The 21,320-nt window shown below is 64.8% G+C and carries 21 protein-coding genes; 13 read left to right on the top strand and 8 right to left on the bottom strand.

What is annotated here, in order from left to right; genetic code table 11:
* The first annotated feature begins 47 nt into the window (after positions 1-47).
* The 5 genes from F8G81_RS01535 to F8G81_RS01515 are packed head-to-tail and all read left to right on the top strand — an operon-like array spanning position 48 to position 4,973.
* Positions 48-1,061, top strand: a complete 1,014-nt coding sequence (locus F8G81_RS01535; protein ID WP_267277290.1) for a hydroxyacid dehydrogenase — start codon at positions 48-50, stop codon at positions 1,059-1,061.
* A 56-nt stretch (positions 1,062-1,117) separates the two neighbouring features.
* On the top strand, positions 1,118-2,401 hold the full coding sequence (locus tag F8G81_RS01530) for an ABC transporter substrate-binding protein (protein WP_267277289.1): 1,284 nt from the start codon (positions 1,118-1,120) through the stop codon (positions 2,399-2,401).
* Between the two features lie 9 nt (positions 2,402-2,410).
* On the top strand, positions 2,411-3,334 hold the full coding sequence (locus F8G81_RS01525) for a carbohydrate ABC transporter permease (protein WP_267277288.1): 924 nt from the start codon (positions 2,411-2,413) through the stop codon (positions 3,332-3,334).
* Positions 3,334-4,266, top strand: coding sequence for a carbohydrate ABC transporter permease (locus F8G81_RS01520; protein ID WP_267277287.1), 933 nt, complete (start codon positions 3,334-3,336; stop codon positions 4,264-4,266). Before F8G81_RS01525 ends, F8G81_RS01520 begins: the two co-directional genes overlap by 1 nt.
* A gap of 5 nt (positions 4,267-4,271) precedes the next feature.
* On the top strand, positions 4,272-4,973 hold the full coding sequence (locus F8G81_RS01515) for a hypothetical protein (protein WP_267277286.1): 702 nt from the start codon (positions 4,272-4,274) through the stop codon (positions 4,971-4,973).
* A gap of 48 nt (positions 4,974-5,021) precedes the next feature.
* Here F8G81_RS01515 and F8G81_RS01510 read toward each other — a convergent pair whose 3' ends face one another.
* Positions 5,022-5,885: an HAD family hydrolase gene (locus F8G81_RS01510; protein WP_267277285.1), complete on the bottom strand. Its 864-nt coding sequence runs from the start codon at positions 5,883-5,885 to the stop codon at positions 5,022-5,024.
* 199 nt (positions 5,886-6,084) lie between these two features.
* A complete protein-coding gene (serS, locus tag F8G81_RS01505) occupies positions 6,085-7,365 on the bottom strand; it encodes a serine--tRNA ligase (protein ID WP_267277284.1) in 1,281 nt (426 codons plus the stop codon).
* Positions 7,366-7,453: 88 nt separating this feature from the next.
* Between serS and F8G81_RS01500 the strand changes: the two genes are divergently transcribed.
* On the top strand, positions 7,454-8,515 hold the full coding sequence (locus F8G81_RS01500) for a diacylglycerol/lipid kinase family protein (RefSeq protein WP_267277283.1): 1,062 nt from the start codon (positions 7,454-7,456) through the stop codon (positions 8,513-8,515).
* 68 nt (positions 8,516-8,583) lie between these two features.
* Here the strand turns inward: F8G81_RS01500 and F8G81_RS01495 are convergent, their stop codons facing one another.
* The 3 genes from F8G81_RS01495 to F8G81_RS01485 form a co-directional block, all read right to left on the bottom strand.
* Positions 8,584-8,793: a hypothetical protein gene (locus F8G81_RS01495; protein WP_267277282.1), complete on the bottom strand. Its 210-nt coding sequence runs from the start codon at positions 8,791-8,793 to the stop codon at positions 8,584-8,586.
* A gap of 95 nt (positions 8,794-8,888) precedes the next feature.
* Positions 8,889-9,869 (bottom strand): prephenate dehydratase, encoded by a 981-nt coding sequence (gene pheA / locus F8G81_RS01490; RefSeq protein ID WP_267277281.1) that lies wholly within the window; start codon positions 9,867-9,869, stop codon positions 8,889-8,891.
* Between the two features lie 39 nt (positions 9,870-9,908).
* Positions 9,909-10,235, bottom strand: coding sequence for a rhodanese-like domain-containing protein (locus tag F8G81_RS01485; protein WP_267277280.1), 327 nt, complete (start codon positions 10,233-10,235; stop codon positions 9,909-9,911).
* A gap of 110 nt (positions 10,236-10,345) precedes the next feature.
* Here F8G81_RS01485 and F8G81_RS01480 point away from each other — a divergent pair, with 110 nt between their 5' ends.
* The 5 genes from F8G81_RS01480 (at position 10,346) to F8G81_RS01460 (ending at position 14,729) form a co-directional block, all read left to right on the top strand.
* Positions 10,346-11,089, top strand: a complete 744-nt coding sequence (locus tag F8G81_RS01480; protein ID WP_267277279.1) for a peptidase E — start codon at positions 10,346-10,348, stop codon at positions 11,087-11,089.
* Positions 11,082-12,536: an amidase gene (locus tag F8G81_RS01475; RefSeq protein WP_267277278.1), complete on the top strand. Its 1,455-nt coding sequence runs from the start codon at positions 11,082-11,084 to the stop codon at positions 12,534-12,536. Before F8G81_RS01480 ends, F8G81_RS01475 begins: the two co-directional genes overlap by 8 nt.
* A gap of 113 nt (positions 12,537-12,649) precedes the next feature.
* On the top strand, positions 12,650-13,099 hold the full coding sequence (locus tag F8G81_RS01470; RefSeq protein WP_267277277.1) for a hypothetical protein: 450 nt from the start codon (positions 12,650-12,652) through the stop codon (positions 13,097-13,099).
* Positions 13,096-13,848, top strand: coding sequence for a cyclase family protein (locus F8G81_RS01465; RefSeq protein ID WP_267277276.1), 753 nt, complete (start codon positions 13,096-13,098; stop codon positions 13,846-13,848). The genes F8G81_RS01470 and F8G81_RS01465 overlap by 4 nt, the downstream gene beginning before the upstream one ends.
* Before the next feature lie 74 nt (positions 13,849-13,922).
* The gene (locus F8G81_RS01460; RefSeq protein WP_267277275.1) at positions 13,923-14,729 is read left to right on the top strand and encodes an IclR family transcriptional regulator; all 807 of its coding nucleotides are present in this window, start codon (positions 13,923-13,925) and stop codon (positions 14,727-14,729) included.
* Positions 14,730-14,765: 36 nt separating this feature from the next.
* Here F8G81_RS01460 and F8G81_RS01455 read toward each other — a convergent pair whose 3' ends face one another.
* Together F8G81_RS01455 and F8G81_RS01450 are read right to left on the bottom strand one after the other, a co-directional pair.
* Complete coding sequence (locus tag F8G81_RS01455; RefSeq protein WP_267277274.1) at positions 14,766-15,554, bottom strand: IclR family transcriptional regulator; 789 nt, start codon at positions 15,552-15,554, stop codon at positions 14,766-14,768.
* A 490-nt stretch (positions 15,555-16,044) separates the two neighbouring features.
* Positions 16,045-17,472 carry an amino acid permease gene (locus F8G81_RS01450; protein ID WP_267277273.1) on the bottom strand — a complete coding sequence of 476 codons (1,428 nt, stop codon included), beginning with the start codon at positions 17,470-17,472 and terminating at the stop codon, positions 16,045-16,047.
* A gap of 300 nt (positions 17,473-17,772) precedes the next feature.
* Here F8G81_RS01450 and F8G81_RS01445 point away from each other — a divergent pair, with 300 nt between their 5' ends.
* Positions 17,773-18,864, top strand: coding sequence for a homoserine dehydrogenase (locus F8G81_RS01445; RefSeq protein ID WP_267277272.1), 1,092 nt, complete (start codon positions 17,773-17,775; stop codon positions 18,862-18,864).
* The gene (locus tag F8G81_RS01440) at positions 18,857-20,269 is read left to right on the top strand and encodes an aldehyde dehydrogenase family protein (RefSeq protein WP_267277271.1); all 1,413 of its coding nucleotides are present in this window, start codon (positions 18,857-18,859) and stop codon (positions 20,267-20,269) included. The genes F8G81_RS01445 and F8G81_RS01440 overlap by 8 nt, the downstream gene beginning before the upstream one ends.
* Here the strand turns inward: F8G81_RS01440 and F8G81_RS01435 are convergent.
* Entirely contained in the window at positions 20,259-21,242 is a 984-nt protein-coding gene (locus F8G81_RS01435) for a family 43 glycosylhydrolase (RefSeq protein ID WP_267277270.1), read from the bottom strand. The two genes, F8G81_RS01440 and F8G81_RS01435, sit on opposite strands and share 11 nt — an antisense overlap.
* Positions 21,243-21,320 lie beyond the last annotated feature (78 nt).

Here is a 21,320-nt window from a genome sequence, read left to right as displayed (position 1 = left end):
AGCATTGCACCAAGGGCAGCACAAGAAGTGAAAGGAGGATCCCCCTGATGTCAGCCAAACCCAAGGCGCTGCTGGTGATGAATAGCGGAACCTTTGAAGACCAATTCGACTCCGCGCGCCTGCAGCGTCTCGCCGGACTCGTCGACCTGGATGAACGGGCGTGGACGGATTCCCTGGATTCGCCGGGCCTCGCCGAACGGCTGGCCGACGTCGAAATCCTTGTTACCAGCTGGGGGGTCCCGCTGCTCACGTCCGAGCGGCTCGGGCGGATGCCCAAACTGCGCGCAGTCTTCCACTGCGCCGGGACGGTGCGAAGCTTCGCCAGCGAGGAACTGTGGGAACGCGGCATCCTGGTCACCAACGGAGCGGACGCAAACGCCATCCCGGTGGCCGAGTTCACCTTCGCCTCCATCGTCCTGGCCGGGAAGAAGGCCCACGTCCTGGCCAACGACGCCCGGACTCATCGGGAAGACTGGAGCTACATCGCGCAGCGCGGCGAGCTCGGCAACATCGGGCGGGTCATCGGCGTGATCGGTTACTCACGGATCGGACGCCGTGTGGTCCAGCTAGCCCAGCAACTGCAGGATGTCACCGTCCTCGTGAGCGATCCGCACGCCGATCCACTCGCCGTCAAGGCAGCCGGCGGACGGCTGGTCCCGCTGGAAGAGCTCCTGCCGGCGTCGGACATCGTGACCGTCCACGCGCCCGCACTGCCCGAGACCCGGCACATGATCGGCGCACCGGAGCTGCGGGCCATGAAGGACCACGCAACCCTGATTAACACGGCCCGCGGATCACTGGTGGACACCAGGGCACTAGAGGTTGAGTGCGCCACCGGCCGGATCCACGCCCTCCTCGACGTCACCGAACCCGAGCCGCTGCCGGCGGACTCCGTGCTCTATGACCTCCCCAATGTGATCATCACCCCGCACATCGCCGGTTCTCTGGGAACGGAAACCCGCAGGATGTCCGACGCCGCACTGGATGACCTGGAACGGTACCTGACCGGACAGGAACTCCTCGCCCAGGTGGTTCACGAAGACCTTTCCCTCAGCGCCTGACCCACATCAACACGCCGCAGATGCGGCAGACTTAACACTCACCTAAGGAGAACGCAATGAAGCGCACAACCCTCGCCGCGATCGCGCTGGCCGTAACGGCCGGGCTTGGCATGACCGGTTGCGCAGGAGCCGCCGGCCCGGCGGAGCCCCAGGCCCAGGAGGGCAAGACCCGCCTGACTGTGTCCGTCTGGAACTATGAAGGAACCCCGGAATTCAAGGCCCTGTTCGACGGCTATGAGGCCGCCAACCCCAAAGTGGACATCGAGCCTGTGGACATCCTGGCCGATGACTACCCCCAGAAGGTCACCACCATGCTGGCCGGCGGCGACACCACCGACGTCCTGACCATGAAGAACGTCATCGACTACTCGCGGTACGCCAGCAACGGCCAGCTCCAGGAGATCAACAGCGTGGTTGACACGCTGGACAAGGACAACCTCGCGGGACTGGACGCGTTTAACGTGGACGGAAAGTACTTCGCCGCCCCGTACCGCCAGGACTTCTGGCTCCTGTACTACAACAAGGACCTCCTGAAGGCCGCCGGGGTGGAGGATCCCGCAGACCTCACGTGGGACGAATACGCAGCCCTCGCCAAGAAGCTCACCACCACGGGCGCCGACGGCAAGGCCGTCTACGGCACCTACCACCACGTCTGGCGCTCCGTTATCCAGGCCATCGCCGCCGCCCAGAACGACGGTGACCAGATTGGCGGTGACTATGGCTTCTTCGAGGACCAGTACAACACCGCCCTGGACCTGCAGAAGAGCGGCGCCACCCTGGACTTCGGCACTGCCAAGAGCCAGAAGACCAGCTACCGCACCATGTTCGAAACCGGCCAGGCGGCCATGATGCCCATGGGTACCTGGTACATCGCCGGCATCCTCCAGGCGAAGAAGGACGGCAAGACCAACGTCAACTGGGGCCTGGCGCCGATGCCGCAGAAGAAGTCCGGCGGCGATGTCACCACCTTCGGCTCCCCCACGGCCTTCGCCGTCAACAAGAACGCCGCACACTCCGAGGAAGCCAAGAAGTTCATCGAGTGGGCCGCCGGTGAAGAGGGTGCCAAGGTTATCTCCAAGATCGGTGTTGTACCTGCGCTGCAGAACGATGCGGTGACGGACGCCTACTTCACGCTTGATGGCCTCCCCACGGACGATCTGTCGAAGAAGGCCTTCACCCCTGACAAGACCGCGCTGGAAATGCCCGTCAGCGACAAGTCCGCGGCCACCGACAAGATCCTTAACCAGGAGCACGACCTGATCATGGTGGGCGAGCGTTCCGTGGCTGACGGAATCACGGAAATGGGCAAGCGCGTCAAGAGCGAAGTCCTGGGCAAGTAACAGGCCATCATGTCAACCGAAACAATCACTCCGGCCCCGGCTGTCACCAGCCGGGGCAACCGGAAGCAGGCCAGGCGCAACACGTTGATCGGCTGGACGTTCATCCTTCCGAACTTCCTGGGGTTCCTGGCCTTCACCCTCATTCCCGTCATCGCAGCCTTCGCCCTGTCGTTTATGGAGTGGACCTCGTTCAGCGCCCCGCGCTGGGTGGGCCTGGCAAACTTCCAGCGGATGGTCCAGAGCGACACCTTCTGGGTGGCGCTGCGCAACACGGTGGTCTACGCCCTGGGGCACGTCCCGCTGACCATGGCCCTTGCCCTGGTCCTGGCGTTGCTCCTGAACCGCAAGCTCAAAGGCATCGGCTTCTTCCGGGTGGCCATCTTCTTCCCGTACATCACCTCCCTGGTGGCGGTCGCCGTCGTCTGGAACATGCTCTTCAGCCCGGACAGCGGACCCATCAACCAATTCCTGCATGCCGTTGGCATCGCCGAGGCTCCGGGCTGGACTTCCAGCTCCGACTGGGCGATGCCGGCGGTGATTATCACCAGTGTCTGGCGGGACATGGGCTATTACATGATCCTGTACTTAGCCGGGCTCCAGGCCATCCCCACCGAACTGTATGAGGCAGCGGAAGTGGACGGCGCCAGCCCGTGGCAGCGCTTCTGGAACGTCACCTTGCCGTCGCTGCGGCCCACCACGTTCTTTGTGGTGGTCATGCTGACTGTGTCCAGCTTCAAGGTCTTTGACCTGATCGTGGTGATGACCAACGGCGGGCCGGGCCGCTCCACAACGGTGCTGTCCCAGCTCATCTACCAGGAAGGAATCGGCGAAGGGAAGTTCGGCTACTCGTCCGCCATCTCCCTGGTGCTCTTCGTCATCGTCCTGACGGTCACCGTCCTGCAATTCAAGCTCCAACAGCGGAGGGAACGCTGATGACCAACATGGCCGAAGACCTCAAGGCCGAGGCACCCTTCCTGGCCGGCCTCGCCCTCGCGGCGCCGGAAGACCGCCGTCGTATGCAGCGAAGCCGCTCACCGCGGGAACGGAAGGCGCGGACCACCGACGCCATCATCTACGGCGTCCTGGCGGTGCTGGTGGTAGCGCTGATGGTGCCGTTCATCTGGATGGTTTCCTCTTCCCTGAAGGAGAACAACCAGGTCCTCACCGTTCCCATCCAGTGGATCCCGTCAGAGTTCGTGTGGAGCAACTACACCGACATCTGGACCCGCATCCCCATGATGGGGTACCTGCAGAACTCGCTCTACCTCTCCGTGATCATCACCTGCCTGCAGGTGCTCACCGGGTCCCTGGCAGCGTACGGCTTTTCAAAAGTGCGTTTTCCGGGCAGGGACGTGCTGTTTCTGGCCTACATAGGCACCATCGCCGTGCCCTGGCAGGCCTATATGGTGCCGCAGTACATCATGATGCAGCAGCTGGGGCTGACCAACAGCTTCAACGCCCTGATCCTGCTCCAGGCCTTCGGCGCGTTCGGCGTGTTCCTGATGCGCCAGTACTACATGACCATCCCCGATGAACTGTGCGAGGCCGCCCGCATCGATGGCCTGAGCGAGTACGGCATCTGGGCCCGGGTGATCCTGCCTCTGTCCAAGCCGGCCCTTGCCAGCCTGGCCCTGCTGACGTTCGTCAACACGTGGAACGACTACATGGGCCCGTTCATCTACCTCACGTCCAATCGCCTCTGGACTGTCCAGCTGGGCCTGCGGTCCTTTGTGGGCCAGTTCGACGCCGAATTCGCCATGATCATGACCGGCTCCGTCATCTCGGTGGTCCCGATCCTCATCATCTTCCTGGTGGGCCAGCGCTACTTCATCCAGGGCATCGCGACGAGCGGCATGAAGGGATGATTCCTATGGGCCAGCACGCCACACTGCAGAAGCCGCGCCGGTGGGCCGGGCCGGGGTTCGAAACCTTCGGCAGCATCTTCGGTTTCGTCTACACGTTCCTGGCGGGGAATGTGATGCTGGCCCTGGCCAACGCCCCGCTGGTGCTCTGCCTTGCCCTGGTGGCCGACCCCGTGGCTTCATGGCCGTTCTTCCTGGCACTTTCGGTCACGGTGCCGCCGTCGCTGGGCGGCCTGTTCGCCGCGTTCCAGGCACTGAACGACGACGGCGGTGCGGTCAAGCCGTTTGCCTCATTCCTCCGGGGCTATGTGCGCGGCTTCCGGCGCACCGCGCCGTTGGGGCTGGCGGCCATCGCGCTGCTGCTGTTCCTCGGTGTTGACCTCGTTGCAGTGCAGTCGCTGCCGGCGGCAGCGGTGCTAATTCCCATCATCGCGGTGGCCGCAGCGGCCACGGTGAGCGTGGCCGTGCTGGTGATTGCCGGCGTCGTACTTCTTCCCGACGCCCGGCTCAAGAGCCTGGCCAAGGCATCGCTCTACCTGTGCGTCCAGCGCTGGTACCTTAGCGTTGCCATGCTGGTGCTGCTCGGAATCATCGCCTCGGCTGCGCTGCTCCAGCCGGTGCTGGGCGTGGCCCTGGCACCGGCTCCGCTGCTGTTTGTGGTCTGGAGCAACGCAGCGTTCGCGTTCCACGCAGTCCTGCGCGGGGACTGACAGCGCCTCCCGGCCACCCGTCCCAGGCCAAGGCGGGCGGGAGCAGCCCTAGGAGAGGAGGCTGCGGAGGACGTGGGCGGCGCCGTCGTCGTACACGGAGTGCGTCACTTCGTCGGCCGCGGCGATGACTTCCTCGGGCGCCTGGCCCATTGCCACGCCCCGGCCGGCCCAGGCAAGCATCTCGATATCGTTCCGGCCGTCGCCGATGGCCACTGTCCGGTGGGTTTCTATGTTCAGACGGGTCCGCAGGCGCTCCAGGGCGCTGGCTTTTGTCACTCCGGCGGCAGCGATATCAAGCCAGGCTGTCCATCCCACCGAGTAGGTGACTCCCGCCAGGCCCACGTGCTTAATGGCCTGGTTGAATTCTTCGGGGGTGTTCTCCGTGCTGAACACCACCACACGGACGGCCGTGGACTCCAGCATGGTGTGGAAGTCCACGCCGACGGCCTCGACGCCAAAACTTGGGTCCTGGAACCGTTCGGTGGAGAGGAAGTTGCCGTCCTCGTCCTCCAGGGCGTACTTGGCGGATGGAAGCTGTTCGCGCAGCGCCCGCAGGGCCGGGGCGGGATCGAAGGTTGCCTTGTGGATGACCTTGTAGCCGTCAGGCAGGGCCGGATCGAGGCGGAGAGTCACACCCCCGTTGCAGCAGACTGCGTAGCCGCGGTCGATGCCGATCTGCTCAATGATGGGCAGGGCCGCGTTCAGTGAGCGGCCCGTGGCGATCATGACCTCGTGTCCTGCCCCCACCACAGCCTGTGCGGCCTCACGGACGCCTGCGGACATGTGGCCGTCGTGGTCAACGAGTGTCCCGTCAACGTCCAGGGCGATCATGAGCGCGTTGGATGTCTTTGTATTTTTGTTCTCTCGCCGGTCATCGTTGCCGGCGACTGAGGTTTCAGTCAGTGTCGTCATTTATCTAGTAGAGCAGACAGCCGCCGACCTCGCTAGGACGCGCGCCACAGGCCAAATGAACTCGCGGTAAATACTCACAGGGTTATCCCCGGTGTGAGTGTTAACCTTTGGCCGCTGATTCGGCTTGTCCTGGGCTTGTTCGCGGATCCGAGCCATCAAGGTCCGGATCCGCGAACAAGCCCAGGATTCGTGCGGGAAACTACAGGACCGGGAGGACTTCCAGGCCGCCCAAGTACTTCTGCAGGGCTGCGGGGACGTTGACGGAGCCGTCCGGATTCTGGTGGTGCTCCAGGATGGCAACGATCCATCTGGTGGTGGCCAGGGTGCCGTTGAGCGTAGCGACGGCGCGGGTGCCCTTGGTAACGCCTTCGTCATTCACCACACGCTCCCGGATGTTCAGACGGCGGGCCTGGAACGTGGTGCAGTTGGAGGTGGAGGTCAGCTCGCGGTAGGCGCCCTGGGTGGGGACCCAGGCTTCACAGTCGAATTTACGGGCTGCGGACATGCCCAGGTCACCGGCGGCGGTGTCGATCACCCGGTAGGGAATTTCGCACTTGGCAAGCATCTCTTCCTCCCAGGCCAGGAGGCGCTGGTGCTCCGCAGCGGCTTCTTCAACGGTGGTGTAGATGAACATTTCCACTTTGTTGAACTGGTGGACCCGGATGATGCCCCGGGTGTCCTTTCCGTGGGATCCGGCTTCGCGGCGGTAGCAGGAACTCTGCCCGGCGAACCGGATGGGGCCTGCGGACAGATCCAGGATCTCATCCGCGTGGTAGCCGGCCAGGGCCACCTCGGAGGTTCCCACCAGGTAAAGGTCGTCCTCGGCGAGCCGGTAGATCTCGGCGTCGTGCTTAACGTCAAAGCCGGTGCCCTGCATGGTTTCCGGGCGCACCAGAGTGGGCGTGATCATCGGGATAAAGCCTGCCGCGATGGCCTGGTCCATCGCCATCTGCAGCAACGCCATCTCCAGCCTGGCCCCCACTCCGCGGAGGAAATAGAAGCGTGAGCCCGAGACCTTGGCGCCGCGTTCCATGTCGATGGCGCCGATCAGCTCACCGATCTGCAGGTGGTCCTTCGGTTCGAAGTCGGGGAAGTCGCGGGGCGTTCCAACGGTCTTGAGCACAACGTAGTCATCCTCGCCGCCTTCCGGCACGCCCTCCTCGATGAGGTTGGGGATGGCACGCAGCAGTTCGTCCTGCTTAACCTGAGCAGCGTCAGCCTCCGCCGAGGCCGCTTTCACCGTGTTGGCGAGCTCCTTGACCTCGGCCAAGAGGGCCTTCTTCTCGTCTCCCTTGGCCTGGGCCACCTTCTTGCCAAAGACGTTCTGCTCGGCCCGGAGGTTCTCAAACCGGATCAGGGCTGCACGGCGGGCTGAGGCTGCGGAGATGATCGCGTCCACCACTGATTCGTCCGCGCCGCGGGCGCGCTGGCTTGCACGGAACTTGTCCGGGTTTTCGCTGAGGTCTTTTACGTCGATCACCTGACAAGAGTAACCAATCCGGCGGCAGCAAGTCGGCCAGCAGGAGCCGGAAACGCGGGCATCGCCGCCGGGATAGTGTTGAAGGACCATGAGCGACCTGCTGCTGTACCTCCTCAGTGCCGTGGCACTGGCCTTCGCCGTGTCCAGCTGGTGGGGTGTGCGCAAGCTCAAGGCCCTGCACGTCAGGAGTGCCGTCGGCGAGGACGCCCATGAGTCGGGCCTGGGCCAACAGCGCGTGGCCGTGGTCCTGAATCCCATCAAGGCCCGGTCCTCGGAGGCCAAAGCCGCGATTGAGCGAGCCTGCTTCGCGGCAGGCTGGGATCCGCCGCTTTTTTTCGAGACCACCATCCAGGATCCGGGATTCTCGCAGGTCCAGTCAGCGTTGGACTGCAAGCCCGACGTCGTCCTGGTGGGCGGCGGGGACGGCACTGTACGCGTGGTGGCTGAATCCCTCGCGCATACGGATGTGGCTATGGGCCTCATCCCGCTGGGAACCGGAAACCTGCTGGCCAGGAACGTGGACCTGGACGTCAACGACCTCCACGCGAACGTCCAGACTGCCTTGTTTGGCCGGCAGCGCTATATCGATACCGCCAGGATGGGGATTGAGAACTCGCGGACCGGCCACTCCTCCGAGCACGCCTTTCTGGTGATTGCCGGCATCGGGATGGACGCGGAAGTGCTCGCCGACACGAACGATGGCCTCAAGAAGGCGGTGGGGTGGCTCGCCTACACCGAGGCCGGGATGCGGCATTTGCCGGGCCGGCGCAAGAAAGTTTCCATTTCCCTGGATGACAGCGCCGAGCAGGTCAGGAATATCCGCAGTGTCCTGTTTGCCAACTGCGGGCTGGTTCCCGGCGGCATCGATTTCATTCCCCAGGCCATGATCGACGACGGGATGCTGGACGTGGTGGTCATGAGCCCGCGCAGCGCCATCGGCTGGTTGGCCATGTACGGCAAGATCCTTTTCAAACACAAGGGGAACCTGCCGATCATGACCATGTACCGCTCCGGCAAAATCGTCATCAAATGCCCGGAGCCGATGCCCACCCAGCTCGACGGCGATACTTCCGGGGAAGCCACGAAGCTCACCGTTCGGGTGGAACCCAGATCGCTCCTGGTCAGGGTCAAAGGGCACCAGCTGCCGTAAGTGAGCCGGCGCATGGGCATCGGTTGCTTGAAACAACCTGCTATAGAAACAGAACGATTGGCAAAGGGTTAGGCGCTGGCCTTCTTCGCGGCGGCTTCAGCTGCGGCTTTGGCGGCGGCCCGGGCTTCGGACTGCTCGCGGATCATGGCCTGCTCCTCTTCGAAGCGCAGGCGGTCAGCGCGGTCTGCTTCGTCGCCGTCCCAGTCCTGGTTGTCGGCGGTGGGCTTGGGATTAACAATCATTCCCTGGCCGTCGTTGTCAGTGCTGCCGGTAGTCATGACCCGCTCCCTTCGTTAGGGGCCATCCCCCAAGGTGGATCAAGCAAGCATACGCACAGTAGGGGGCTCACGGAAGTACCGGGGAGGGCATTTATCTACGCTGTGGGCGAAGCTCCGGAAACGCTTTCGGGGGCGACCGATTCCCCTTGGAGAATTGCTCCCACCCATTCATGTGCTGCCCGGAATGCATCGTCGGAGGTGTGCGGGGCCACGAACGCGCTCTGGGCATCAGCCCGCCCGTAGGAGCCGAGAAAGCGGGTGGCCGGGCTGATCCGGTGGAGGCCCGCCAGGGCGTCAGCCACCCGGGCATCGCCGATGTGGCCGTCGGCATCGATGCTGAAGAAGTAGTGGCCCAGGTACTGTCCGGTGGGCCGTGATTCGATCCGGCTAAGGTTCACGCCGCGGGTGGCGAACTGGTCGAGGATTTCCATCAGGGCACCCGGACGGTCCTCCGGCAGCGGGACCACCACCGTTGTTTTGTCTGCCCCGGTGCGATCGGGCAGGACCCCGGGCCGGCTGACCAGGACGAAGCGGGTGACGGCGCCCGGGTTGTCTCCGATGTTCTCGGCCAGGACGTTGAGTCCGGGCTGTTCCTGCGCCACGATGGGGGCACAAATGGCGGCCTCGTAGTGTGGATCATTCTCCAGCAGGCCCATTGCAGACGCCGCGGTGGACGAGCCGGGAACGTATTCTGCGCCGGGGATGTTTTGGTCCACCCACAGCCGGCACTGTGCCCAGGCATGCCCATGAGTGGAAATCCGGCGGATCTCGGAGATGGCAACGCCGGGCCTGGCAACCAGCACAAAGCTGATGGGCACCAGCACTTCCCGCATGATGCGGAGTTCCTGCCCGCTGGCGATGGCGTCGAGGGTGGCTGTTACCCCGCCCTCCACTGAATTCTCAATGGGTACCATGGCGGCATCCGCGGATCCTTCACGCACCTTATCCAATGCGGCGTTTACGTTCGATGCCGGAATCCGGGTTGCCTCTGCTGCGCCCGGCACCTGCATGAGTGCCGCCTCGGTGAAGGTGCCTTCCGGCCCAAGGAAGGTGTAGGTGACAGGGGAGGCCTGCATTAAGTATTCCTTTGTAGTAATGGACTAACTGCGAAGGGATTAAAGGACCAGGGGCTTGAGTCCGTTGTCGGACACGAGGGGTTTCCCCGATTCGAGCCACTGATCCATGCCGCCGGACACGTTGATGGCCGTGTAGCCCTGCCCAGTCAGCCACTGGGCTGCCCGGAAGGAGCGCCCGCCGGTACGGCAGATGACGTACAGGTCTTGGTCAGGATCCAGTTCCTCCAGCCGGGCCGGAAGCTGCTCCAGCGGGATGTGGACGGCGCCGTCGGCATGTCCGGCCACCCATTCATAGTCTTCGCGGACATCCAGGATCACGGCGTCGGCGGGCACGTCGTTGACTGGCACAGTATCGAAATCGCTCACGGGAGTCCCTCTTTCGGAAAAATCATGATCTTCTCCCAGCCTAGCGCCAGCCGCTGACGGGCCCGGGAAAAGCAGGACACGTTACGCTTTTCCTGACCCCAGGAGGACCCATGACCGCCGACCAACCGACCATTCTGGCCACGTCCGGGGGCTATCAGCCCGGATCCCGCACGCGGCTTGAGTTCAACGCCCTGGTGCATCACGCCGTCGAGCTTTCGGGAGTCAGCGGCCGGGCGCCGCGGGTGACCCACCTCGGCACAGCATCCGGGGACCAGCGCTGGCTTAGTGCGGAGCTGGATGAGGCGGCACGGCTGGCCGGCTTCGACTTCAGCCACCTGAACCTTTTTTCGATGCCGAATCAGGCGGATCCGGAGGCCCACCTCCTTGAGCAGGACGTGGTGTGGGTTAACGGCGGATCCGTGGTGAACCTGCTGGCTGTGTGGCGTGCCCATGAACTGGACCGGATCCTCCACCGGGCCTGGCAGCAGGGAGTGGTGCTGGCAGGAATCTCGGCGGGATCCATCTGCTGGTTCCAGGGCGGCACCACGGATTCGTTCGGGCCTGAGCTGCGTGCGGTGAACAACGGCCTGGCATTCCTCCCCTATGCCAACGGCGTCCACTACGATTCCGAGGAACGCCGGCGCCCCCTGGTGCACCGGCTCGTGGCCGACGGCACACTGGGGGAAACCCATTGCACGGACGACGGCGTGGGCCTGGTTTACCACGGCACTGAACTGGTGGAAGCGGTAACGGAAGTCCGGGGCAAGGGAGCCTACATCGTCACGGCACAGGACGCGGACGGCCGCGGGCCTGCCGCCTCGGAGCTGCGACTGGAACCGCGCTTCCTTGGCTGAGATCCATGAACTTTCCGCGGTCCGGTTGAGCGTGGCGCTGCGTGGCGGAGACCTTTCCGCCAGGGAAGCCGCAGCCCACTTCCTGGCACGGATTGAGTCCAAGAACAGGCTCCTGGGCGCCTTTGTCACGGTCACGGCCGAACAGGCCATGGCCGAGGCCGCCGCTGCTGACGCCCGCTACGCCCGGCTCCGAAGGCAGCCCGGGAGAGGGACGGAGCCGCTCAGCGGCCGGGACGGCACAGACCTTCCGCTGCTCCACGGAATGCCCTTGGCTTTTAAGGACCTGACGGATGTGGCGGGTGTGGTGACAACCCACGGCAGTGCCGCCCTGGACCACAAACCCGCCCTCACCGATGGCGCCCTGGTGAGCGTCCTGAAATCGGCGGGAGTCATCTCGCTGGGTAAAACCCAGGTTCCCGAGTTCGGGCTCACTGCCTACAGCGAAAACCGGATCGCGCCGCCGTCGCGCAATCCCCACGCCCCGAGCCGGAGTTCCGGCGGTTCGTCAGGCGGCAGTGCTGCGGCGGTCGCAGCCGGCCTCCTCCCGTTTGCGCCCGGGACCGACGGCGGCGGCTCGGTGCGCATCCCGGCGGCCGCCTGCGGGCTGGTAGGACTGAAGCCGGGCCGCGGGGTGGTGGCGTCCGGCGAGAGTTCGGGCGATCCGGCGCGGCTGGTGGTGGCAGGCCCCCTGGCCAGGAGTGCGGAGGATGCCGCGCTCCTGCTGGACGCGCTGGCACCGCAACAGGGGACCAGTTACCTCGAAGAGGTCCGCCAGGAACCCGCCCGGCTGCGGATCGGCGTGACCTTGGACAGTCCGTGGTCCACCACTTTCCCGTTCACGGTGGAGGAGGAAGCGCTCGATGCGTTGCAGGCTGGCACCGATCTCCTGGAAAAGGCCGGCCACAGCGTGATGGAGGCCTCCGTCCGGTACGACAACCGGTATCCGGACGCCTTCACGACGGCTTGGACGGCCGCCGTCGGGACTGCGAGGATCAGCCCGCACCGCGAGGCGCTGCTGGCGCCCCTCACCCGGGCCTTCAGGCGGCGGGCGCAGCAGCGCAGCGCCGCCAAGCTCAACGAATCCCTGGCATTCCTGCGCCAGTTCCAGCGGGACACGGTGGCACAGTACGGGCAATGGGACCTGATGCTGATGCCGGCGCTGGCCCAAACGCCGCGCCCGGTGGGCTGGTTTACCGGCGCTGCCCACGGCGACGATCGGTGGCCGGCAGCGGAGTGGGCAGGGGATGCCGACGGCGACTACAGGAAGCAGTGCGAATTCGCGCCCTGGTCTTCCCTGGTGAACGTGTGCGGGCTGCCCGCGATCACCATCCCGGTGCACTGGACGGATGGCCGCCCCGGGCAGGGCCTGCCGATGGGCATTCAACTGGTGGGACCCATGGGATCCGAAGGCCTGCTGCTTCAGGTGGCTGTGCAGCTCGGATTCTAACTATGTGTGCATAATCAGCATATTGATGTGCTTGTAATGCTCAGTGACCTCTGTCACGATAGGAGGACGAACGACAGTCCCGCCTGCCTGCAGCGGGTCACAGAGGAGCAACAATGGATATTTTTGGCATGAAGCGTGTGCGGAAGCTGCGGGTGCACTGGCCAGTCAACGGGGCCACCCTGGCCCGCCTCACCGCCGGCGACGTCCGGGTCTTTGAAGAGGATCCCAGCCTCGCCATGCTGCTGGCCGCACTGGCGGAAAAGCCGGAGCTTGGCGACTTTGGCATCTACCGCCACGTCTTCGAATCGAGCTTCGGCTTCGAAGGCTTCACCGTTGCTCCCGGCGCGAACCCCACACTCGGTTCCGTCGGGGGCAGCTCCGTATCCCCCACCTTTGTACTCACGAGCTATTTTGATGCCGGAATGCCGGCCGCCGCCGTAGAAAACCTGCTTCAGACCATCATGGACATCCACCCCTGGGAGGTCCCTGTCCTGGAGATTTCGGATCCGGTGAGCATCTCCACCGGACGCACCGCTGACCGGCAGGAAAAGGTGATGGCATGAGCAAGCAGCTCGAACTCAGTCTCTGGAGCGGACTCAGCGGGCTTTTGGCTGACCGCACTTTTGTGGACCTCACGCACGCGTTCCATCCCGGCCAGCCACACTTTCCCGCATTCCCCGACGAGGTCCGGGAACCGCTGTTCGATATGGCACGCGGTGACGGCTTTACGGTCCACCGGTACTCCCTAGTGGGCCAGTGGGGCACCCACGTGGACCCGCCGTCGCACTTCGTTGCCGCTGGCACCACGCTGGACAACATTCCTGTCGAGGAGATGCTGCTCCCCCTCGTGGTGCTGGACATCAGCGCACGCGTCCGCGAGAACCCGGACGCCACCCCCTGCCTGGACGATGTCGCCGCCTGGGAAAGCCGGAACGGCCGGATCCCCGCCAATGCGTTTGTGGCCCTGCGCACCGGGTGGTCGGACCGGTGGCCTGACGTGGATGCCATGGCCAACCGCGACGCCGACGGCGTGAGCCACGCGCCAGGGTGGTCCAGGGAGGTCCTGGAATTTCTGGTGGAGGACCGAGCGGTCCGGGCCATCGGCCACGAGCAGACGGACACCGATCCCGGCCAGTCCACCTCCCGGCAGGACTTCAGCCTCGAAACCTACATCCTGGCGCAGGGCCGGTGGCAGATCGAGCTGATGGCCAGTTTGGCGGGGCTGCCTGAGGCTGGCGCCGTCGTGGTGGCCACCTGGCCCAAGCCCCAGGGCGGCAGCGGCTTTCCTGCCCGGGTCTTCGCCATCTTCTAGGCGGCAGAAGGCGACGGCGGCTGATGCCTGGTCGTGTCAGCGGTTGGCGCCGGCGGTTGACTAGACTCGGGGGCATGCCAAAAAACTCCAGCATGGGCCGCGGAATGAAGGTTGTGTTCGCTGTGGCTGCACGGCAGGAGGCCGGAGAACCGGGCGCAACTGTGGCGGACGTGGCGGCGGACCTGGGCAGGGACCGCAGCCAGGTTTCCCGCGGGCTCAAGGTGGCGGACCAGGAGGGCTTCCTCATCCGCGGCGAGCGCCGGGCCTACGCACTGCATTGGGGACTCTACGCGGACGCCCAGGCCATCACCGAGCAGCGGCTGCGGACGGACGGGTTGACGGCCCTGGAGGGCCTTGTTGCCGCAACCAACGAGGGGTGCTTCCTGGGCGTCCTGCAGGGCGATTCGACTGTCACGATCGGCGAGCGCGTTCCGGCGGCCAGCCGGATGATCGGCTCCTGGATCGGCCGGCCTTATCCGGCGTACTGCAGTGACGCCGGCCAGGCCCTGCTGTGGGACGCCTCAGAGCAGGAGGTCCGCACGGTCTTTGCCAACACCGAGTTTGTCAGGCATGGGCCCAACACCCCTGCAAGTGTTGACGACTTTATCGGACGGCTGGAGCAGGCGCGGTCCCGCGGGTACTCGGTGGTCGACGAGGAAGCCGAGCCGGGACTGTTCTCCATCGCTGTCCCGGTTCGCGATTTCCGCGGCGAGGTGGTGGCCGCACTGCAGGTGGTGGGGCCGAAAACCCGCCTGGCGGGCCGGCGCACCGAGTGCGCGGCAGCCGCCGTCGAGTGGGGGCGTTGGCTGGAAGCCGCCCTGCGCGGCGAATCAAACAACAACGAAGCGGACCAGCCCGTCACGGAAAACACAGGCAGCTAACGCCCGCTGCCGCTCCGGCGCCTGCCGGCCGAGGGTCTAGGTCCCGGAGGACGACGGCGGCCCTTGGGCTGGTGAGGCGGCGGACAATGTCCGGGCAGACTCTTCCAGCTCGGTCCGGATCTCCTCCAGCCGCCCCTCGAACCCGTCGCGGCCGCCGTAGACGCACAGCGACGCAACGATCCGCCCTTCCGGGTTCCGGATGGGGACGGCAATTTCATGGACCCCGTGTTCGAACTCCTCCACGGCGTAGACGCAGCCACGGGTGTGGTCCCGTTCCATCAGGGCTGACACTTCGGCTGCGGAGTGTGCCGCCTGGGGTCCTCCCACACCGATGAACTCGACGTCGTCCAGTACCTCGGTGATGCCCTGGGCAGTGTGGTCCCACAGCAGCGCCCGCCCTGAACCCGTACACCAGACGGGGGTCACCATGCCCGGGTGGATGGACCCGGCCAGTGCCCCGTGCCCGGCGGAGGAACGGACCAGGATGACCCGGGCGCCGTCCAGCACGGAGAGCTTTCCCGGCAGCCCCAGCGACGCCTCGATCCGCTGGAGTTCCGCCCTGGATTCGTGGGCCCATCCGGTGTTAAGGGAAGCCGCCAACGTAAAAAAGGCGGCGCCCGGCCGGAAGGGCCCGCGTTCCACCCTTTCCAGCAGCCGGAGATCGCACAGCTCCTGGGTGAGCCGGGAAACGCGGCTCCGGTCCAGGCCGAGATCTGCAGCTATCTGGGTGACGCCGTACAGCGGCCGGCCCCACTTTTCCCGGTCGGCAACCACCCGTACGATCCGAAGGCCCTGGGCCAGGGATGAGGCTTCGGAGGATTCCATGGGTGCTGCTCCTGACGGCGGGACTGCATCCCGATTCTTTCGAGGCCCCAATTCTTGAGGCGCCACCAATTCTTGCACAACGGTTCCGGCGGAAAGGCAGCCGGAGGCGGCCAGCAAATCCATCAAAGTTTTTAACCCATTCGTAACGAGCGGGGAGCAAAATTAAAGAGCTGTATGTCATGAGAAAAGCATCCATCGAAAGCAAACGCTCAAAGAGGAGCCCCAATGACAGCTGAGCATCCATCCGCATCCCCCTGGTCCCCACAGGGTGAACCCTCGCGCCGGGCAAATACAGGCCCAGGGGTGCTCCGGTCAGATCTGAGCAACACGAATGTCCGTGAAGACGTGGCACGGGCAGGGCGGTGTGCCAACGTCCACCTGGCCACCGGGAGGACCTGCCTCCTCCCCCTGCGGCACCATGGTCCTTGTGAGTTCCACGGGCCGCAGGAAGCGGATGACATAGCCCGGCAGTAGCAGGCACGAAGGCGGCTTAGCGCAGGGCCGTCCGTGAACGCCCGTACTTGAAGTGGAAGAACAGGTAGCATCCGGCCACAAAGGGAACCCCGAAGTAAAGCGCCGCCACCTGGTTGGGATCAAACGCGATGCCCACCAGCGAGACGAGGCACAGGGTGAAGGCAAGGATGGGCACCAGCGGGAAGAACGGCGCCTTGTAGGCCAGGGCGGCAACATCGCCGCCGGCCCTGACGAATGCGCGCCGGTGGAAGAAATGGGATGCCGTAATTGACATCCAGACTCCCACCACGGCGAACCCGGCCACTGACACCAGCGCCAGGTACACGGTTTCGGGTGCCACAACGCTGCAGATCAGCGAGGCAAGCCCGCCCACCATGCTGACGCTGAGCGCCAGCATGGGAATGCCCCGCTTGGTGAGTTTCCGGAACGCCTTGGGCGCATGTCCCTCTTCGGCGAGGGAGAAGAGCATCCTGGCGCAGGAGAACAGTCCACTGTTGCCCGCGGACAGCAGTGCCGTGATGATCACAAAGTTCATGATGTCTGCGGCGAACGGGATGCCAATGGCGGAAAAGACAGTGACAAACGGGCTTTCATCCAGGCCCACCTGGTCGTAGGGAATGGTGGCGGCGATAACGGCGATGGCGCCGACAAAGAAGATCAGCAGCCGGATGACGGTGGTCCGCATGGCCTTGGGGATGTTCTTTTCCGGATCGGCCGTCTCGCCGGCGGCTACACCGATCAGTTCAGACCCGGAGAACGCGTAAAACACGGCGAGGGCGGTGACCAGGACGCCGGTGAAGCCGTTGGGGAAGAGGCCGGCGGACGTGGCGAAGTTGCTGAACAGTACTGGATGGTCACCGCCGGCCAGGGGATGGAAGCCAAACAGGGCAGCGCCGCCCAACACAATCAGGACAAGAATGGCCCCCACCTTGATGATGGAAAACCAGAATTCGGATTCGCCGAAAACCCGCGACGAGATGGCGTTGAGCGAGAAGAGTATCAGCGCGAAAACGACGCACCACACCCAGACATCCACGCCCGGGAACCAGCGCTGCATCAGCAGCCCCGAGGCCGTGAATTCTGATCCGATGGCCACGGCCCAGCACAGCCAGTATAGCCAGGCCGTGGTGAAGCCCGTGGCCGGGCCGATGGATCGGGCTGCATAGATGTGGAAGGCGCCGGACACCGGGTAGGCGATGGCAAGCTCGCCGAGGCAGGCCATCACCAGGTAGACCACAAAGGCGCCCACAAGGTAAGCCAGGACGGCGCCCAGCGGGCCAGCCTGCGAGATGGTGTATCCGGAGCTGAGGAACAGGCCCGAGCCAATGACGCCCCCCATGGCGATCATGACCAGGTGGCGTGAGCCCATGGACCGGCGGAGGCCGGTGGCCGGTTCCGCGGCCGGGGCGCTTGTTCCCAGTTCGGTAGGTGAAGAGAGTGACATGAGGTCTCCCGGGATGGTGAGGATGCAGCAATCTGCTGCACGTGGCCCTTGCGTTTGGTGCGGTGACGAGGCTGCAAGGAGCTGGCCGCCGGCGTCGCAAGAGGTGATGAAAGTAACACAAATGAGGGTCAGTAGTCATCAAGAACATCTAAAAATGCTTATATTGCACGCCTTATGGTCAATTCGCCCGTCACATGGTCACTTTGCGCAGCAGTTAGGGCGGAATCACATGGCTGAACGGACAGGCTGCCGGGACACGATTGAAGTCCCACCACAGCAGCACTCCTGAAAGAGGGATCCATGACCACCTACAACCTCGCGCTCATCGGTTTCGGCGGCGTGAACCGCACCCTGGCTGAACTGATCCAGTCCCGCGGATCACAGCTGCAGGCAGACCTGGGATTCGGCCTGCGCGTCACGGCCATCACGGACCTGCGCCTCGGTTCGCTGGTGGACGCCGGCGGGATCGATCTGGCCGCCGTCCTCGCCCTCGGACCCGGGGCCACCTTTGAACAGTTCGGCGGGTCTGCCGAGACGGACAACGAGGCGGTCATCCGCAACTGCCCGGCGGACATTGTGGTGGAGGCAACCTTCACCAACCCTGACGACGGCGAGCCGGCGGTTTCGCACGTCCGCTGGGCCATCGAAGCAGGCAAGAGCGTTTGCACCACCAATAAGGGCCCGGTGGCCCTGCGCGGACGGGAGCTTGCAGCCCTTGCCGCGGAGCACGGCGTCGCCTTCGAGTTCGAAGGTTCCGTTATGAGCGGCACACCGGTCATCCGGCTGGCGAAGCAGATGTTCGGCGGCTTACGGCTGGGCGGCTTCGAGGGGATCATGAACGGCACCAGCAACTACGTCCTGGGGCGGATGGAATCCGGCCTCAGCCTCCAGGAGGCGGTGCGTGAGGCCCAGGACCTGGGATACGCGGAGGCAAACCCCAGCGCGGACATCGACGGTTACGACGTCCAGCTCAAAGTGCTGATCCTGGCCAACGAACTGCTGGGTGCCAGCCTTGAACTCAGTGACATCAGCCGGGAAGGCATCTCCTCGGTGACTGTGCAGGACGTCAGGCAGGCCTCACTTGAAGGCAAGCGCTGGAAACTGGTGGGATCAGCGCAGCGGAACCCTGACGGATCGGTGACAGCCGGCGTCGCCCCGCAGGCCCTCCCCCTTGAGCATGGACTGGCCGGAGTTTCCGGCGCCACCAACGCCGTGGCCTTCAGTACCGACCTTCTGGGCCAGGTGACGGTGTCCGGCCCCGGGGCCGGAAGGATCGAAACTGCGTACGCGCTGCTGTCGGACATCATCGCCATCCACGCCAGGAACAGTTCATCCGCCCAGGCAGGGGCACCAGCAGTGGCACCGGCACCGATCGAGGCCGCTCGTGCATAAGCTTGCCGATCCCCTGACCGGCGTGGACGCCCCGAAATACGCTGAGGTTTTCAGTCCGTACGACGGCGGATGCGTCGGCCGAGTGCCCATCACCCCCGCAGCCTCCATCGACGCTGTCCTGGCCACGGCCCGTGAAGGCGCCCGGCTGGCAGGTGCCCTGTCCCGCAGCGACCGCGCCGACATCCTGGCGGGCGCCGCCCGGCTCCTGGAACTGCGAAGCGACGAGTTTGCGCGGACCATCACGGCCGAAGCGGGCAAGACCATCCGCCAGGCGCGCAAGGAAGTGGTCCGGGCCATCAACACCCTCTCCCTCTCAGCGGCCGAGGCCAAAAGCAACGCCGGAGAAGTCATCCCGTTTGATGCCTACCGCGGATCGGAGAACCGGACGGGATGGTTCAGCCGGGAACCGCTGGGCATCGTGGCGGCCATTACGCCGTTCAACGATCCCCTCAACCTGGTGGCGCACAAGATCGGCCCCGCCATTGCCGGCGGAAACGCCGTCATCCTGAAGCCCTCAGCCTTGACTCCGCTGTCCGCGCAGCTGCTGGTGGATGCCTTGCGGGAATCAGGGCTGCCGCCTGAGGCCATCACGGTGGTGCACGGCGGGCGCGAACTGGCTGCCGCCGTCGTGCGTTCACGGGACGTCAGGATGGTGTCCTTTACCGGCGGCTTTTCCACTGGAGAATCCATTGCGCGGGAAGCCGGCCTCAAGAAGCTGTCCATGGACCTGGGCGGCAACGCCCCCAACCTGGTGCTGGCCGACGCCGATATTGCGGCAGCAGTGGAAGCCTGCGTTTCCGGTGCCTTCTGGGCCGCAGGCCAGAACTGCGTGGGCGTGCAGCGGATCCTGGTGGACGAGAGCGTTCTTGCCGAATTCAGGAGCCGTTTCCTGGCCGCCACGGCGGCCCTGGTGGCCGGTGACCCGGCCGCAGAAGGCACTGACGTGGGGCCGATGATCACCGCAGCTGCCGTTGGCGAGGCAACGGCGAAGATCAGTGAAGCGCTCGACGCCGGCGCCACCCTTTTGGCGGGCGGTTCCAGTTCCGGAAACGTCCTGGAGCCCACTGTCCTGGAAAACGTGCCGCTCAACGGCAGGCTCTGGCGCGAGGAGGTCTTCGCCCCGGTGGTCATGCTCCAGCCGTTCACCGGCTTCGACGAGGCCATTGAGCTTGCCAACTCCATTGAGTTCAGCCTGCACGCCGGCATCTTCACCGCATCCCTCGCGTCGGCCATGGAAGCTGGCAGGCGGCTGGAGGCGGGCGGGGTGATGATCAATGACTCCTCGGACTACCGTTTTGATGGCATGCCCTTCGGCGGCTCCAAATACGGCAGCATGGGCCGGGAGGGTGTGCGCTTCGCCTATGAGGAGATGACCCAGCCAAAAGTGGTCTGCATCAGCAGCTGACGGAGGGCCGGCCGTCGGCAGACCAGTGGATGCGCCTGATCCGGGTGTGGCGGTTCGGGTCCCGGAGCGGATCTCCCATAACGTCGCGGTAGGAACGGGAATGATAAACGATCAGATCGTTTCCGGCCTCGTCCAGGGTGAAGGAGTTGTGCCCGGGCCCGAACTCCCCGGAGCGGTCCGAGGTTGCCATCCACGGAAGCGGATCCTTGGTCCAGGAGGACGGATCCAGCAGGTCAGCACCGGCGTCCGCCGTCAGCAGGCCCATGCAGTAGTTCGCGTCGGTGGCGCTGGCAGAGAAGGTCAGGAAGATCCGCCCGTTGCGCTGAATGACCGCCGGGCCCTCGTTCACCCGGTGGCCGATTATCTCCCAGCCCAGCGTGGGATCGGCGATGCGCACCGGCGGCCCGGCCAGTGTTGAAGGTGAGGACAGAGGAGCGATGAACAGGCTGGAATCGGGGTCCATCTGTGCCCACACAAGAAACCTGGTGCCGCCGTGCTCAAAGGTGGTGGCGTCAAGCGAGAAGCTCTCTTTGTGGGTGTGGATGCGCACCGGCGGACCCCAGGCTGGCGCTGCAGGGTCCGTCTCCGGGTTGGACATCACATACATCCGGATCCTGAAGGGATCATCGCTGTCGCCGGCGGCGAAATACAGGTGCCATCCGCCGTCGAAGTGGTGCAGTTCCGGCGCCCAGATATGGCCGCCCAGCGGTCCCGATGCAGGCCGCTGCCAGATGGTCGCTTCAGGTGCGGAACCAAGACCTGCAAGGCTGGGCGCCTGCCGGATCACCAGGCGGTCGTACTCCGGGACTGAGGCGGTGAAATAGTAGCGGCCCTGATGCCTGGTCATCCAGGGATCGGCCCGCTGAAGGATGAAGGGATCCGGAAGCCCCGGGTCCGTGTTGTCCGGGGCTGTGATGTCCGGGTCCGGGCTGGCCGGGCTGGCCGGGCCGGCAGCGGTTTCGAGGCGGGGCATGATGACCTTTCAGCGGATTTACATCGTTGTAGATAATCATCGGCCAACCCTCCTTGGGCAGTCAACTGTGAGATATGT

This window comes from Arthrobacter sp. CDRTa11 (assembly GCF_026427775.1).
GTDB lineage: Bacteria > Actinomycetota > Actinomycetes > Actinomycetales > Micrococcaceae > Arthrobacter.
This window is presented reverse-complemented; position numbering and strand designations above follow the sequence as displayed.

Coding starts and splice junctions, on each gene's coding strand:
- F8G81_RS01455 (WP_267277274.1), bottom strand. CDS start 15,554: ATGGAATCCTCCGAAGCCTCATCCCTGGCCCAGGGCCTTCGGATCGTA.
- F8G81_RS01510 (WP_267277285.1), bottom strand. CDS start 5,885: ATGACGACACTGACTGAAACCTCAGTCGCCGGCAACGATGACCGGCGA.
- F8G81_RS01470 (WP_267277277.1), top strand. CDS start 12,650: ATGGATATTTTTGGCATGAAGCGTGTGCGGAAGCTGCGGGTGCACTGG.
- F8G81_RS01465 (WP_267277276.1), top strand. CDS start 13,096: ATGAGCAAGCAGCTCGAACTCAGTCTCTGGAGCGGACTCAGCGGGCTT.
- F8G81_RS01450 (WP_267277273.1), bottom strand. CDS start 17,472: ATGTCACTCTCTTCACCTACCGAACTGGGAACAAGCGCCCCGGCCGCG.
- F8G81_RS01530 (WP_267277289.1), top strand. CDS start 1,118: ATGAAGCGCACAACCCTCGCCGCGATCGCGCTGGCCGTAACGGCCGGG.
- F8G81_RS01525 (WP_267277288.1), top strand. CDS start 2,411: ATGTCAACCGAAACAATCACTCCGGCCCCGGCTGTCACCAGCCGGGGC.
- F8G81_RS01535 (WP_267277290.1), top strand. CDS start 48: ATGTCAGCCAAACCCAAGGCGCTGCTGGTGATGAATAGCGGAACCTTT.
- F8G81_RS01435 (WP_267277270.1), bottom strand. CDS start 21,242: ATGCCCCGCCTCGAAACCGCTGCCGGCCCGGCCAGCCCGGCCAGCCCG.
- F8G81_RS01495 (WP_267277282.1), bottom strand. CDS start 8,793: ATGACTACCGGCAGCACTGACAACGACGGCCAGGGAATGATTGTTAAT.
- F8G81_RS01520 (WP_267277287.1), top strand. CDS start 3,334: ATGACCAACATGGCCGAAGACCTCAAGGCCGAGGCACCCTTCCTGGCC.
- F8G81_RS01460 (WP_267277275.1), top strand. CDS start 13,923: ATGCCAAAAAACTCCAGCATGGGCCGCGGAATGAAGGTTGTGTTCGCT.
- F8G81_RS01515 (WP_267277286.1), top strand. CDS start 4,272: ATGGGCCAGCACGCCACACTGCAGAAGCCGCGCCGGTGGGCCGGGCCG.
- F8G81_RS01445 (WP_267277272.1), top strand. CDS start 17,773: ATGACCACCTACAACCTCGCGCTCATCGGTTTCGGCGGCGTGAACCGC.
- pheA (WP_267277281.1), bottom strand. CDS start 9,869: ATGCAGGCCTCCCCTGTCACCTACACCTTCCTTGGGCCGGAAGGCACC.
- F8G81_RS01500 (WP_267277283.1), top strand. CDS start 7,454: ATGAGCGACCTGCTGCTGTACCTCCTCAGTGCCGTGGCACTGGCCTTC.
- F8G81_RS01480 (WP_267277279.1), top strand. CDS start 10,346: ATGACCGCCGACCAACCGACCATTCTGGCCACGTCCGGGGGCTATCAG.